This window comes from Clostridium sp. UBA5119 (assembly GCF_002414285.1).
Classification (GTDB): Bacteria; Bacillota; Clostridia; order Clostridiales; family Clostridiaceae; genus Clostridium_J; species Clostridium_J sulfidigenes.
The window spans coordinates 62,415-76,287 of record NZ_DHYX01000084.1 but is presented as its reverse complement, the minus strand read 5'-3'; the positions used below and the strand labels follow the sequence as shown (position 1 = coordinate 76,287).

Sequence of the window (13,873 nt, the reverse complement as noted above, 5' to 3'; positions counted from 1 at the left end):
CATAAAAGTATACTAGCACTACTATTTATATATTTTTATAGGGAATTTTATTATATATTGACTACTAAATTAAATAATTTTATTATATTTTCATAATCAAACTTTTAATTAGAAACATTTTAATAAATTTGCCATCTCTATAGCTGTTACTGCTGCATCATAGCCCTTATTACCTGCTTTAGTTCCAGCTCTTTCTATAGCCTGCTCTATAGTATCCGTTGTTAAAACTCCAAAAACAACTGGTTTCTCTGTACTAAGAGATACTGATGCTATTCCTTTTGAAGCTTCAGCACAAACGTAATCGAAATGTGGTGTAGAGCCTTTAATAACTGCTCCAAGGCATATAATTGCATCATAATTTTCATTTTGAGCCATTTTTTTTGCTACCAGCGGTAATTCAAAAGCTCCTGGCACCCATGCCACTTCAATGTTATCTTCTTCTACTCCATGTCTTTTAAGTCCATCAATGGCTCCACCTAAAAGTTTAGATACAATAAACTCATTAAATCTTCCTACTACTATCCCAATTCTTAATCCTTGCGCAACTAAATTTCCTTCAAATATTTTCATCATTATTCCTCCTAGATTATATTTTAATTTATACTAAATCATAGATTTAGAGTATTACTGGTAACTAAGTATGTGGTCCATTTTAGTTTGTTTAGTTTTTAAATAAAATTCATTATCCTTATTGTAGTTGATTTGGATTGGTACTCTCTCTACCACCTCAATATCATATCCATCTAGCCCTTTAATTTTCTTTGGATTATTAGTCATAAGTCTAAGCTTTTTAGCTCCTAACTCTCTAAGAATTTGAGCTCCTATTCCATAATCTCTAAGGTCTGCTGGAAATCCAAGTTTAATATTTGCCTCTACAGTATCATATCCATGGTCTTGTAAATCGTAAGCCTTTAATTTATTTATAAGTCCTATGCCTCTTCCCTCTTGTCGCATATATAAAAGTATCCCGCAGCCTTCTTCTTCAATTCTCCTTAAAGCTTCTGCCAATTGCTCTCCACAATCACATCTATTAGATCCAAGGACGTCTCCAGTTAAGCATTCAGAATGAAGTCTTGTTAAAATTGGTTTATTCTCATCAATTTCTCCTTTAACTAATGCCACATGATGTTCTCCATTCAATTTATTAATAAATCCATACATTTTAAAATTACCGTATTTTGTAGGCATATCTACCGCTGCTGCCCTTTCCACTAGTACTTCTGTCTTTCTTCTATATCTTACTAAATCTGCTATGGTTATTACTTTAATATTATGTAGTTTACCGAATTCTAAAAGTTCCTCAGTTCTAGCCATAGTTCCATCTTCACTCATAATTTCACAAATTACTCCTGCTGGCTTTAACCCTGCTATTTTGGCTAAATCCACTGCTGCCTCAGTATGTCCTACTCTTTTTAATACACCTCCATCTCTAGCTTGTAGCGGAAATATATGACCTGGCCTTCTAAAGTCTTTTCCTATGCTATCTTCATCTAAAATCTTCTGAATAGTTAAAGCTCTCTCGTAGGCAGATATTCCTGTAGTTGTGCTTATATGATCTACAGATACTGTAAATGCAGTTTCATGATTATCTGTATTTTTTTCAACCATAGGCTCAATTTTTAAGTCTCTAAGTCTTTCTCCCTCCAATGGCATACATATAAGACCTCTCCCGAACTTAGCCATAAAGTTTATAGCTTCTGGAGTAACCTTTTCAGCAGCCATTAATAAATCACCTTCATTTTCTCTGTCTGGATCATCAATTACTATAACCATCTTCCCTTCTTTAATATCCTTAATTGCTTCTTCAATTGTATAAAACTCTGACATATTTAACCCTCCCTATTATATTTAATCTTATATAAATCCATTTTCTTTAAGAAAATCTTCATTAATAGAATCTTTTTTTTCTATTTTTTTATCACTTTGAAATGTTAAAAGTTTTTCTACATATTTCCCTATAACATCACATTCAAGATTTACGGTATCTTCACTGGTTTTAGATAATAATATAGTTTCTTTTCCTGTATGTGGAATTATAGAAACTTTAAATACCCTATCATCTACATAAGCAACAGTAAGACTTATTCCATCAATGGCTACAGAACCTTTTTCAACTACATACTGTAAAATATTTTTCTTAGCCTCTATGGTAACCCATATTGCATTATCTTCCTTTTTCATGGAAATAATTTTCCCAACACCATCTATATGTCCACTTACTATATGTCCTCCAAATCTTCCTTTAGCACTTAAAGCTCTTTCTAAATTTACTTTGCTTCCAACCTTTAATTCTCCTAAATTACTTCTTCTTAGAGTTTCAGCCATAACATCGGCATCAAATAAATTTCCATATATATTTGTNNTTGTTACTGTCAAGCATACTCCATTGGTACAAATGCTATATCCTAACTTTACATCCTCAATAACTTTATTAGCTTTAATTGAAAGAATGGAGGATTTTTCTCCCTTTTTTATTCCTATAATTTCTCCTACCTCTTCAACTATTCCTGTAAACAAGGCTTCCATCTCTCCTTCATGTATCCTTCTATTAAAATATCTTCTCCTATAGTGCTTACCCTTATACTCTCTACTCCATAGGCTTCTTCTAGAACTTTTATTCCTATTCCCTCTACTGGAGTTTTAGACTTTCCTCCTCCAATAAATTTTGGCGCAATGTAAATTTGAATTTTATCTACTATTCCAGCTTTTAGAGCTTCGAAGTTTACGGTTCCCCCTCCTTCAAGAAGAATACTATCAATATTCATTTCACCTAAAGTTTCCATTAATTTCTCTAAATTAACTTTCTCGTCTTTAGAAGGAATAACCACTACTTCCACACCACTCTCAGTATAAATTGATATATTTTCCTTCGTAGCTTTTTCCGTAGTTACTATAATGGTTCTTGCCTTCTTATCCTTTATAACTTTAGAATTTAAAGGAATTTTAAGGGAACTATCTAAAATTATTCTTATAGGGTTTTTCCCTCTTAGTACCCTACAGGTTAACTCAGGATTATCCTTAATAACCGTATTGGCTCCAACCATTATTCCCATAATATTATTTCTCAAATTATGGACATTTTTTCTTGAAGCTTCTCCAGTTATCCACTTTGATTCCCCATATTGAGTAGCTATTTTACCATCAAGTGACATGGCAGTTTTCATAATTACAAAGGGTTTCTTTGTAGAAATATACTTTATAAATATTTCATTTAAAGCAATACATTCCTTTTCTAAAATTCCTACATCTACAATTATTCCAGAATCTCTAAGCTTTTTAACTCCTCTACCCGCAACTAAAGGGTTTGGATCTAAAGAGCCAATTACCACTCTCTTTATCTTTTTCTCTATGATTTTATCTACACAAGGTGGTGTCTTCCCATGATGATAACAGGGCTCTAAGGTCACATAAAGAGTCGCTCCAAAAGTATTTTCTTTAGCATCTTTAAACGCATTAACCTCTGCATGGTTCTGTCCATATACCTGATGATATCCTTCACCAATAACAGTTCCATTCTTAACAATTACAGCACCTACCATTGGATTAGGATTAACTCTTCCACGTCCCTTCTCTGCTAATGTCAAAGCTAATCTCATATAATTTTCATCCATAAAATCACATCCTTATTTAAATAAAATAAAAGCCCCAAGTATAATACCCTGGGGCTGAATTTTTATTCATATTTCTAGTAAAATTTAGTTTATTCTATAATATTAAAAATTTAATATTAATCATAAAATAAAAAATCTCTGAAATATATACATATATTTCAGAGCACATAAACTAACAATTATAGTTATATACACAGAGTTCTTAGCTTCTCTGAAGCTTTAGAAACCGTTATCCATGGACGTAATGCTCTTAACTCCCACTTTAAGAAGATATGAGTATTAGAGATAGTAGTCATCGGATAAAACAACTATAGTAATTACTATACTTATAAATAATTTTCTCACATCCAGACTTTACTGTCGGCCTTGGAATCTCACCAAGTCATGCCAAATTGGCTCGCGGGCTATACCGCCGGTAGGGAATTTCACCCTGCCCCGAAAATTGATATTAACTTGTCAAACTTATAATATCATCTTACATAAATAATTTCAATATATTCATACAAATATTATTAATTAACATTTTATAAACCATATTTATTGTTGTTTACAAAATAACATTTCTCAGAAAATAAACCAGAGACATTGTAATATCCCCGGTTTATTTCATTAAATATTTTCTTATTTAATTTAAACTACTACATATTCAATAAACTTAATATTTCTTGAACAGCTTGCTTAGCTTCTCTAGGCAATTTTTCTATTGCTGCATCTTGAGCCTTTTGGTCATTTATCTGGGCTATCCTAATTATCTCTTGTTGCAGTCCTGGTATATTATTTACTACATTGGCTGCATTATTAAATCTAGCTGCAAAATTAGGGTCCTTCATTTTTCCCTTAATCTTCGTTATTAATTCATAAGGATTCATTAAACTTTCCTCCCACCATCGAAATAATTCATTATAATTACATAATATTCAATAGTTGCTTAAAAGTTCTTAGCATATATTTTTTTAGATATAGTTCCAACACTTATAATAATTACAACCTTATCTTTATAAAGCTCTATATCCTTTAAAGCTTAATAATTCATATCTTACATATTAAATTTCATAGATTTTAAAAAGTCTAGCTATAATTTATCTTTTCCTATCCACTTTCTCAATACTTCTGGTACTATAACACTTCCGTCCTCTTGTTGATATTGTTCTAGTATTGCAGGTAATAACCTGCTTGTAGCTAAACCTGATGCATTTAAGGTATTTAGATATTCTACCTTATTACCCTCTTCTCTTCTAAATCTTATCATACCTCTTCTTGCTTGATAATCTCTTGCATTAGAAGCTGAACTTATCTCTTTATATTCATTCATGCTCGGTATCCAAACTTCTATATCATAGGTCTTCGCCATAGATGCACTACAATCTTTAGCTGCTAGCTTTACTAGTCTATAATGTAGCCCTAAGCCTTTTACCAGAGCTTCAGCTTTTTTAATTAATTCCTCTAGAGCTTCATCTGAATCCTCAGGTTTTGTATATTGAAACATTTCAATTTTATTAAACTGATGTCCTCTTATCATACCTCTTTCAGATTTTCTATAGCTTCCAGCTTCAACACGATAACAAGGAGTATAAGCAAACAATTTCTTAGGTAACTCTCCTTCTTTTAAAATTTCTCCTCTATAAAGATTTATTAAAGCAGTCTCTGCTGTAGGAAGCATAAATTGCATACTTTCTTTATCTTTTTTGTCCCCAACTGTAAATACTTCATCAACAAATTTAGGAAACTGACCTGCTGAAAGACCACATTGATAGTTTAATATATGTGGAGGCAGGATAAATTCATATCCATCTTTTATATGCTCTTCTATAAAGTAATTAAGTAAAGCCCATTCTAACATAGCTCCTACGCCTTTATATATCCAAAATCCATTACCTCCAAGCTTAACTCCTCTTTCATAATCAATAAGATCATAAACTTTAGCAAGTTCTACATGATCTTTAATTTGGAAATCAAAATTAGGCTTTTCTCCAAATTCTCTAACTACCTTATTATTTTCTTTTCCACCTGCTACTACATCTTCATCAGGTATATTAGGAAGACTTTCCATAAAGGTATTAATCTTTTCTTCTAGCTCTTGAAGTTTCTCATCATATTCTTTTATTTCTTTACTAACTACTTTCATTTTTTCATATAATTCTTCTACCTTTTCTCCACTTTTCTTAAGAATAGGAATCTCTTTAGATGACTTATTTTTCTTGCTCTTAAGCTCTTCTACGTGGATTAATATTTTTCTTCTTTCTTCATCCCATTGTAAAAGCTCTGAAAAATCTACACTATCCATTCTCTTTAAAAGTGCAGCTTTAACCTTCTCAGGATTTTTTCTAATTAAATAAATATCTATCATTTTTCTTCCTCCTCAATGAAATATTTAATACTAAAGCTTTTTTTTGTAAATTAAAAACTCCCGCCTCTATAAATATAGAGACGAGAGCTATTATATCCCGTGGTACCACTCCAGTTGTCACATTAGTGACCTCTTTACTGTGCTTTAAGGAGCACTCCCCTCTGATTCTTCATCAGTAGCTCCGAAGTGGAAAGACTATATAATATACTGATTTTCACCTATCATCAGCTCTCTAAAATATTAAAATAATCGTAGTTTCATCATTGCTAATATAATATTTAGTATATATTAAGCATTATATTAACACTTTATTTTTGCAATGTAAATATTTTTATACAATATAACTTAATAAAATTACCTTTAAACTTTACTTTTATTAGATATCTTATCTACGAAGATGATTTTATATGTAAATAATATATATGTTATAGTAATATTGATGAAAATTTATAAAATACAGTTTTTTAATATAATGAGGTGACAAAATGAAAAAATTAAAAATATACTTTACGTCTGATNNCTGATATTCACGGATATATATATCCTACAAATTATAGAGATGACACTGAAAAGAATATGGGTATATTAAATATAATTAATCAGTTTGAAAAGGATGGAAATACATTAATCATAGATGGTGGAGATACAATTCAAGGTTCTCCATTTACCAATTATTTAAGTACTAATGAATTTGATATACATCCACTTGCCACTGTAATGAATGAAGGTCAATACGATTATGTAACTCTTGGAAATCATGATTTCAATTATGGCTATGACTATTTGAAAAAATATCTTAACAATTTAAATGGAAAATGTCTATGCACTAATGTAGATAATAAAACAAAAGAAATATGTATTTTGCCTTATGATATTAAAACCATGGAAAATGGGTTAAAAGTAGGCATAATGGGATTTACCACTGATTTTATAAACATATGGGAAAGGCCTTTCAATATAAAAAATTTCACTATCACAGATACCTTTAAATCAGTAAAAAAGTATTATGCAGAACTTAAAAAACAATGTGATTTAGTAATAGGAGTTTATCATGGTGGATTTGAAAATGATTTAGAATCCCATGAAAATTTAAGCAACACTAATGAAAACATAGCATATAAACTGTGCCAAGAATTTGATTTTAATATTCTTTTAACTGGACATCAGCACATGGAAATTCCAGGACAATATCTACATAATACCTACATAGCTCAAACCCCTCCCAACGGAACAAAATTTTTAGAACTAAACTTAGAGTTTCATGATGATTTAAGTAAAAATATAAGTTCTTCATTAAAAAAAGTAGAGCTTAATCCTAATAATGCTATGTATTATAAATTCTTAAATTTAGAAAAACAAGTTCAAAAGTGGTTGGATACACCTGTAGGATTTTTAGATATTGAACTTCAACCTAGTACTCACATAGACATGGCTGCAAATGGCTCTTATTTAGCTAATTTCATAAATCAAGTACAGTTGGATGTAAGTGGTGCTGATATTTCAGTTACATCCTTTGCTAATTCAATAAAAGGTTTTAACAAAAATGTAACAGTAAGAGATATAACTTCTACATATATGTTTCCCAATACCCTAACTATCATTGAAATAGATGGGAAAACTTTAAAGCTTGCCCTTGAAAAATGCGCTAGTTACTTTGATAATATTGATGGTGAATTACAAGTATCTACCCGCTTCTTAAAACCTAAGGTAGAACATTATAACTATGACTATTTCTCAAATTTGAGTTATATCTTTGATATAAACAAAGAAGTAGGAAATCGTGTTATTTCAATGAAATTTAAGGGTAAAAACATTGTTGATAATGATACCCTTACCCTTGCCATGAATAACTATAGAGCAACAGGTGCAGGTGGTTATCATTTCTATAGAAATTGTAAAGTAGTAGGTGAAGTTTTAAATGAAATGCCCGACATTATCATTGATTATTTTAGATCTCATAAGAAAGTTGTAGTGGATAAAAATCAATATCTAACTGTTATTAAATAGCTTACAATTCTTAACAAAAAATTTATTCATCTCTTTTTATTAAGATTAATTATTATTATGTTTAAAAATCATAAATTTTTCAAATACTACACTATAAGTTAATTTACTGTTTAAGGAGGAATAAATATTGTCTAGTATAACTGGTATTGTTAAATGGTATGATGAAGGAAAGGGTTATGGATTTATTTCTTGTAATGAGGGCAATGATGTATTTGTACATCATTCTCAAATAAAAGAAAAAGGAACTAATAAAGATTTACATGAAGGTGAAAGTGTAACTTTTGATATTACTGATGGAGCTAAAGGACCCATGGCTGTCAATGTTCAAAAGCTATAACTTGAATTTAAAAGGTTATCTTAGGGTTAAATTATTTAATCTTAAGGTAGCCTATTTTTATGCTTTTTAGATAATAAAAGCTATATAATTGCTACAAATTCTGTTATTATAGATAGTTGTACAGTATTGGTTACTCTATGTTTTTTAATAATTAATTAATACATAACCAATACTAAGATAATTGATTTTATATGTTAAAAGTGGTGATGTAATGAACTATATAATATTTGACTTAGAATTTAATCAAAAATATGAAGATAAAAAAGAACATTGTTTAGAAAAAAATCAATGTGTAGAAAAGAGCAATAATTTAAGTTTCCCCTTTGAAATTATTCAGATAGGAGCTTTAAAATTGAATGNNCGAAAAGATATCCACATTTAATTTTTTAATTAAGCCAACTATTCACACAACTCTACATCCTTATGTGGAAAACCTTACTAAAATAAGTAATAATGATATAAATTCTTCAGAAACCTTTCCTAATATTTACGATAAATTTACTAAATTTATTGGTGAAGAAGAAGCAGTTCTCTGTGTATGGGGGATAGTAGATATAAAAGAACTTTTACGAAATATAAAATTTCATAATATATCTACTACTTCTCTTCCACTTAAATATATCGACGTGCAAAGCCATGCATCAAAATATTTTAATAGTAAAAAAGGTATAAAAATTGGGCTTAAAAATGCAATTGAGCTTTTGGATATACCCCTTCATGGTGATTTTCATGACGCGAGTAATGATGCTTATTATACAGCAGAAGTATTAAAGAAGATTTTCAATAAAAATATAAAGCCTTTATTATATACTAACCCTTCTAGAAGTACCTCTTCTGTTAAAGAAAAAGTTGATATGAATGGAGTATTTGATCAATTTAAAAAAATGTACAAGAGAAGTCTAACTAAAGAAGAAAAGTCTATGATAAGCCTTGCTTATAATATGGGTAGAACAAAGCAATTTGTAATTATAAAGAAAGAAGACTCTTAGCTGTTAGCTAAGAGCCTTTCTTCTTAATATTTCTATTTCTTTGCCATATCCCTCAACGTCATTTGGAGTTTCAAGGAAAAATGGTAAGTTGCATAATTTAGGATGATTAATAATATTAGTAATGGTTTCAATTCCTAAAGAACCTTCACCAATTTTTTCATGTCTGTCCTTATGACTTTCAAAAGGATTTTTGCTATCATTTAAATGAATTGCTTTCAATTTTTCTAATCCAATTATTCTATCAAACTCTTCTAAAACTCCATCTAAATTATTAACTATATCATATCCTGCATCATATACGTGACAGGTATCAAGACACACTCCCATATGATCTTTTAGCTCTACTCTATTAATAATTTCAGCTATTTCTTCAAAATTTCTCCCTACTTCTGTCCCCTTACCTGCCATGGTTTCTAATAACACAGTAGTAGTCTGCTGCGGCTTAATAACAGTATTAAGCATATCTACAATATAATTAATCCCAACTTCTACACCTTGTTTAACATGACTACCTGGGTGAAAATTATATAGATTATTAGGTAAGTACTCCATTCTTAATAAATCATCTGTCATCATTTCTAATGCAAATTTTCTAGTGTTTTCATCTGCTGAACAAGCATTCAATGTGTAAGGTGCATGAGCCAGTATAATAGTAAATTTATTTTCTTTCATTATTCTTAAAAGGGCAGCAACATCTTTTTCATCTATAGCCTTTGCCTTTCCACCCCTAGGATTTCTAGTAAAAAATTGAAAGGTATTAGCTCCTATTGAAAGTGCTTCCTTTCCCATATTTTCAAAACCCTTAGTTGTAGATAAGTGACATCCTATATTTAAAATTTTCATTACCTCCATCTTCTATTATTACAAAACTTCTAATTTTGTATTCTATTTCTATATCCCTTATAATTTAAGTTTCAATAATCTAACTTTAATACAATGATACTATAATAGAAGATATATTTGCAACGGATAATTTTTATTATTTGCAAACAACTATTAGTATTTTAAGGTTCTAACTAGGTCATATACGTCTTCACAATAAAAAAATGTAGACATTAATGCTACTCCATAAGCTCCTGCTTCTATAACCTTTGAAGCATTTTCTATTGATATTCCACCTAAAGCTATGATAGGACAAGTAACTACTTTCTTTAATTCTTGAATAAATTCAACGCCCTTAGGCTTTAATCCTTCTTTACACTTGGTAGAAAATATATGAGATGCTAGTATATAGCTACACCCCTTTTTATCTGCCCTTATACCTTCTTCTAAAGAATGTACAGAAACTCCTACATTAAATTTCTTTTTATTATCTAAATTCATAAAATCTTTAAAAGATAGATGAACTGTTCTTTCCTTTACTTTCTCAAAAATTTTCATATTAGAATTTATTATTATCTCAGTACTTCCAATTACTAGCTCCTTTATTTTATAATAAAATCTTTCTAAATCTTCATCATCTAAATCTTTTTCTCTTAATATTATTCTATCCACACCAGCCAGTGAAGCTTCTTGCAGGGTTTTAAAATATTTCTCTTCACTAACTAAATGCCTATTTGTTATTAGGTAAATCAAATTCTTTCCCAATCCTTAAATATTGGTTGAAACCCTGCTTCTATTATCATTTCTTTTATTTCTTCTACTGAACCTTCATCATTTATGGAAAATTGTGATGTACCTTTAGTTTTTAATGCATGACCTCCAACCTCTGTAGACACACCTGCACTCATCTTGGTGATTCCTAAAGGTATAAGGTTTTTTCTCATTTCATGATCTTCTCGTGTAGAAACATTTATTCCACTTTGCTGTGCAAAGATTTTATAAGCTAACATAACTTGTACCATTTTTTTATCTTCCACTGGATTCAACCCCTTTAATCCACCCTCACAAGGTCTGATTCTTGGAGGTGAATAAGTGATTTCTACATGGGGATATTTCTTTCTAATATACTCTCCATGTAGAGCTGTGAAAAAGGCATCTCTTCTAAAATCACCTAGTCCAAGAAGAGCACCAATACTTATACTTCTCATTCCAGCTCTTGCTCCTCTTTCTGGTGTATCTAATCTAAATTTATAATTCTTTTTAGGTCCTGCTAAATGAACTCTATCATAAATTTCTTCATCATAGGTTTCTTGGTATACAGTAAGACCTTCTGCTCCTACTTCTACAGTTTTTTTATAATCATCTTCACTTAAGGGCTGTACCTCTAAGGTTATAGATGGAAAGTATTCTTTCATTACTTTTATAGCATCTACTATATAACTAGTTGGGGAATGAATTTGACTTTCTCCTGTTAATAGAATAATGTGCTTAAATCCTTGTTTAGCAACTGCTTCTGATTCTGATTTTATTTCCTCCAAAGTTAGCTTTTTTCTACTTATAGAATTTTCAAGATTATATCCACAATAAGAGCATTTATTAACACAATAATTTGAAATATAAATTGGAGTATATAATAAAATAGTTCTTCCAAAGTGTCTTAACGATAATTCCTTTGCCTTTACTGCCATATCTTCTAATACTTTTTCTGCTACTGGTGATAATAAATTAAGCAAGTCCTCATAATTTGGATTTTTTTCATTAATACTTCTCTCTACATCTTCTACTTTTACCCTACTCCAATATCTATTAAAGTCAAAATCCTTAAATTTTTCTATGGTACTATAAAAACTCATTTTTTCATCTCCTCAAATTTTCCGTTAGTGTAAAGTTTTTTACTCTCCTAAAAATCCTGTAAGTGGTGAAGATGCATTTCCACTTTTAGAAACAGTCCCAAATTTAGATAAATAAGCAAGTCGTCCGCCTTCTACTGCCATACTAAAGGCTTTTGCCATATTAGCTGGATTTTTTGAAGAAGCTATAGCTGTATTAACAAGACATGCTGCTGCTCCCATTTCCATAGCTTCCATTGCTTGTGATGGCTTTCCTATTCCAGCATCCACTATAATTGGAGTATCTAGTTCATCTATCATTATTTCAATAAGTTCCTTAGTTCTTATACCTCTATTACTTCCTATAGGTGCTCCTAAAGGCATAACCGCCGATGCTCCCGCTTCTATTAATCTTCTCCCTGCATATAAATCTGGACACATATATGGGAGTACTGTAAATCCTTCTTTGGCTAATATTTCTGTAGCTTTTATAGTTTCTTCATTATCTGGAAGCAGATACTTTGAATCCGATATAACCTCAATTTTTATCCAGTTACCACATCCCATAGCTTTGGCAATTCTTGCAATTCTAACTGCTTCTTCTGCATTAGTTGCTCCTGAAGTATTTGGCAATAAAATAACATTCTTAGGTATATTAGATAAAATATCTTCTTCCTTATTATCTAAATCTATCCTTCTTAGGGCTAAAGTAATAACCTGTGAATTACTTTCACTCAAGACTTCCTTTATAAGTTTATTAGACGGATACTTACCTGTACCTACAAATAATCTATTTTTTAATTCTACTCCACCTATTTTTAATATATCTTCCATTTTAACTTTCCCCTTCTTTCAACATAATTCTAAGTGCCATATTTGCCATATGATTTGCACATATTGCTACCCTTGGTGCCATGAGTCCAGATCCTTCCTTAGCTTCATTTACTCCATCTCCACAAATATAAAACCTATGGTTTATCTTTTTAGTTTGTATATCATTAGAAGAATAAAANNACCTGATGATGCTATAAGGACCGATTCCTTAATTTTAGTTAATATCTCATTACACAACATTGCTTTATAATTTGCACTATCCAAAGCTTCTAACACAATATCTACATCTTCAAATAATTCTTTTATATTCCCCTTTTCTATTTTCTCAATTTTTTTATTTACCTCTATAAATGGATTTATTTCTAAGAGTTGTTTTTTTAAAGCTATAACCTTATATTCTCCTATATCTCTTATTAAGTATTGCTGTCTATTTAAATTTGATGGTTCTACCACATCAAAATCTATTATTCTTATAAATCCCACTCCTAACCGTGCTAAGGATATAGCAATATTAGATCCAAGTCCTCCTACACCTGCAATGGCTACTCTTGCCTTTGATACTTTTTCATGTACCCCTGGTGTATGCCTTGCCATCATAACGCCTTTAAGTTCATCTTTACTTGGAACTTGTCCTCTCTTTATAAAAACAATATTGTCACCTTCCTTTAATATCTTATCTTTAACTAAAGGAAATCCATTTAGTATCACCACATCACTACTAGGCTTAAGCCTATTCTTTAAACCAAGACAAGTTTCACCCTTATTAACTTCTTCTATGTTTTCATTAACGTTAATTTTAATTTTCTCTTTCAAACAATTCCACCACTCTATATCTTTCTGTAAAATTCTTTTCAAATACATTTATAATTTCTTTTTAGCCTCCTCCTACAAAAGATATAACTTCTATAATATCCTCTTCTTTTAAATATATTTCCCAATAATTTTCTCTAGGTATTATTTCTTTATTTAATTCCACTACCACCTTTTCTTCATTAACATCTAACTTACTTAATAAACTGCTTATAGTAGTTATTCCATTCATATCTATATTTTTTCCATTAACCTTCATATTTTCACCCTCTTTCAATACCTGTGTA

13 protein-coding genes, 2 pseudogenes, 1 riboswitch and 1 other annotated feature are annotated in these 13,873 nt (G+C 30.3%); of the genes and pseudogenes, 3 read left to right on the top strand and 12 right to left on the bottom strand.

The features are described from left to right. Positions 1 to 108 precede the first annotated feature (108 nt). The 6 genes from ribE to serS all read right to left on the bottom strand — a co-directional run bounded on the left by ribE (position 109) and on the right by serS (position 5,958). On the bottom strand, positions 109 to 570 hold the full coding sequence (gene ribE, locus B2671_RS13530) for a 6,7-dimethyl-8-ribityllumazine synthase (RefSeq protein ID WP_346870879.1): 462 nt from the start codon (positions 568 to 570) through the stop codon (positions 109 to 111). Positions 571 to 624: 54 nt separating this feature from the next. Further along, positions 625 to 1,827 carry a bifunctional 3,4-dihydroxy-2-butanone-4-phosphate synthase/GTP cyclohydrolase II gene (locus tag B2671_RS13525; protein WP_346870878.1) on the bottom strand — a complete coding sequence of 401 codons (1,203 nt, stop codon included), beginning with the start codon at positions 1,825 to 1,827 and terminating at the stop codon, positions 625 to 627. A gap of 27 nt (positions 1,828 to 1,854) precedes the next feature. Continuing rightward, complete coding sequence (locus B2671_RS13520) at positions 1,855 to 2,526, bottom strand: riboflavin synthase (protein ID WP_422653242.1); 672 nt, start codon at positions 2,524 to 2,526, stop codon at positions 1,855 to 1,857. Further along, positions 2,502 to 3,611, bottom strand: coding sequence for a bifunctional diaminohydroxyphosphoribosylaminopyrimidine deaminase/5-amino-6-(5-phosphoribosylamino)uracil reductase RibD (gene ribD / locus B2671_RS13515; RefSeq protein ID WP_346870877.1), 1,110 nt, complete (start codon positions 3,609 to 3,611; stop codon positions 2,502 to 2,504). The genes B2671_RS13520 and ribD overlap by 25 nt, the downstream gene beginning before the upstream one ends. 331 nt (positions 3,612 to 3,942) lie before the next feature. Beyond that, a riboswitch (FMN riboswitch) is annotated at positions 3,943 to 4,058 on the bottom strand. A 191-nt stretch (positions 4,059 to 4,249) separates the two neighbouring features. Further along, positions 4,250 to 4,480, bottom strand: coding sequence for a hypothetical protein (locus tag B2671_RS13510; protein ID WP_346870876.1), 231 nt, complete (start codon positions 4,478 to 4,480; stop codon positions 4,250 to 4,252). Between the two features lie 203 nt (positions 4,481 to 4,683). Continuing rightward, positions 4,684 to 5,958 carry a serine--tRNA ligase gene (gene serS / locus B2671_RS13505; protein ID WP_346870875.1) on the bottom strand — a complete coding sequence of 425 codons (1,275 nt, stop codon included), beginning with the start codon at positions 5,956 to 5,958 and terminating at the stop codon, positions 4,684 to 4,686. A gap of 73 nt (positions 5,959 to 6,031) precedes the next feature. Next, positions 6,032 to 6,231, bottom strand: a binding site (T-box leader). 303 nt (positions 6,232 to 6,534) lie between these two features. Here serS and B2671_RS13500 point away from each other — a divergent pair. The 3 genes and pseudogenes from B2671_RS13500 to B2671_RS13490 all read left to right on the top strand — a co-directional run bounded on the left by B2671_RS13500 (position 6,535) and on the right by B2671_RS13490 (position 9,291). Then, positions 6,535 to 7,965: a bifunctional UDP-sugar hydrolase/5'-nucleotidase gene (locus B2671_RS13500; RefSeq protein WP_346870874.1), complete on the top strand. Its 1,431-nt coding sequence runs from the start codon at positions 6,535 to 6,537 to the stop codon at positions 7,963 to 7,965. Positions 7,966 to 8,092: 127 nt separating this feature from the next. Further along, on the top strand, positions 8,093 to 8,302 hold the full coding sequence (locus B2671_RS13495) for a cold-shock protein (protein WP_035133808.1): 210 nt from the start codon (positions 8,093 to 8,095) through the stop codon (positions 8,300 to 8,302). A 211-nt stretch (positions 8,303 to 8,513) separates the two neighbouring features. After that, positions 8,514 to 9,291: pseudogene (locus B2671_RS13490) on the top strand (exonuclease domain-containing protein). 3 nt (positions 9,292 to 9,294) lie between these two features. Here the strand turns inward: B2671_RS13490 and B2671_RS13485 are convergent. The 6 genes and pseudogenes from B2671_RS13485 to thiS all read right to left on the bottom strand — a co-directional run bounded on the left by B2671_RS13485 (position 9,295) and on the right by thiS (position 13,845). Beyond that, the gene (locus tag B2671_RS13485) at positions 9,295 to 10,128 is read right to left on the bottom strand and encodes a deoxyribonuclease IV (RefSeq protein ID WP_346870882.1); all 834 of its coding nucleotides are present in this window, start codon (positions 10,126 to 10,128) and stop codon (positions 9,295 to 9,297) included. Between the two features lie 159 nt (positions 10,129 to 10,287). Further along, complete coding sequence (locus B2671_RS13480) at positions 10,288 to 10,866, bottom strand: thiamine phosphate synthase (protein WP_346870872.1); 579 nt, start codon at positions 10,864 to 10,866, stop codon at positions 10,288 to 10,290. Continuing rightward, positions 10,863 to 11,966, bottom strand: coding sequence for a 2-iminoacetate synthase ThiH (gene thiH / locus B2671_RS13475; RefSeq protein WP_346870871.1), 1,104 nt, complete (start codon positions 11,964 to 11,966; stop codon positions 10,863 to 10,865). The genes B2671_RS13480 and thiH overlap by 4 nt, the downstream gene beginning before the upstream one ends. Before the next feature lie 39 nt (positions 11,967 to 12,005). Next, a complete protein-coding gene (locus tag B2671_RS13470) occupies positions 12,006 to 12,776 on the bottom strand; it encodes a thiazole synthase (protein WP_346870870.1) in 771 nt (256 codons plus the stop codon). A 1-nt stretch (position 12,777) separates the two neighbouring features. Beyond that, positions 12,778 to 13,577 (bottom strand): annotated as a pseudogene (gene thiF / locus B2671_RS13465) (sulfur carrier protein ThiS adenylyltransferase ThiF). Positions 13,578 to 13,650: 73 nt separating this feature from the next. Beyond that, positions 13,651 to 13,845, bottom strand: a complete 195-nt coding sequence (gene thiS / locus B2671_RS13460) for a sulfur carrier protein ThiS (RefSeq protein WP_346870869.1) — start codon at positions 13,843 to 13,845, stop codon at positions 13,651 to 13,653. Positions 13,846 to 13,873 lie beyond the last annotated feature (28 nt).

Coding starts and splice junctions, on each gene's coding strand:
- B2671_RS13525 (WP_346870878.1), bottom strand. CDS start 1,827: ATGTCAGAGTTTTATACAATTGAAGAAGCAATTAAGGATATTAAAGAA.
- B2671_RS13500 (WP_346870874.1), top strand. CDS start 6,535: ATGGGTATATTAAATATAATTAATCAGTTTGAAAAGGATGGAAATACA.
- ribD (WP_346870877.1), bottom strand. CDS start 3,611: ATGGATGAAAATTATATGAGATTAGCTTTGACATTAGCAGAGAAGGGA.
- thiH (WP_346870871.1), bottom strand. CDS start 11,966: ATGAGTTTTTATAGTACCATAGAAAAATTTAAGGATTTTGACTTTAAT.
- ribE (WP_346870879.1), bottom strand. CDS start 570: ATGAAAATATTTGAAGGAAATTTAGTTGCGCAAGGATTAAGAATTGGG.
- B2671_RS13470 (WP_346870870.1), bottom strand. CDS start 12,776: ATGGAAGATATATTAAAAATAGGTGGAGTAGAATTAAAAAATAGATTA.
- serS (WP_346870875.1), bottom strand. CDS start 5,958: ATGATAGATATTTATTTAATTAGAAAAAATCCTGAGAAGGTTAAAGCT.
- thiS (WP_346870869.1), bottom strand. CDS start 13,845: ATGAAGGTTAATGGAAAAAATATAGATATGAATGGAATAACTACTATA.
- B2671_RS13510 (WP_346870876.1), bottom strand. CDS start 4,480: ATGAATCCTTATGAATTAATAACGAAGATTAAGGGAAAAATGAAGGAC.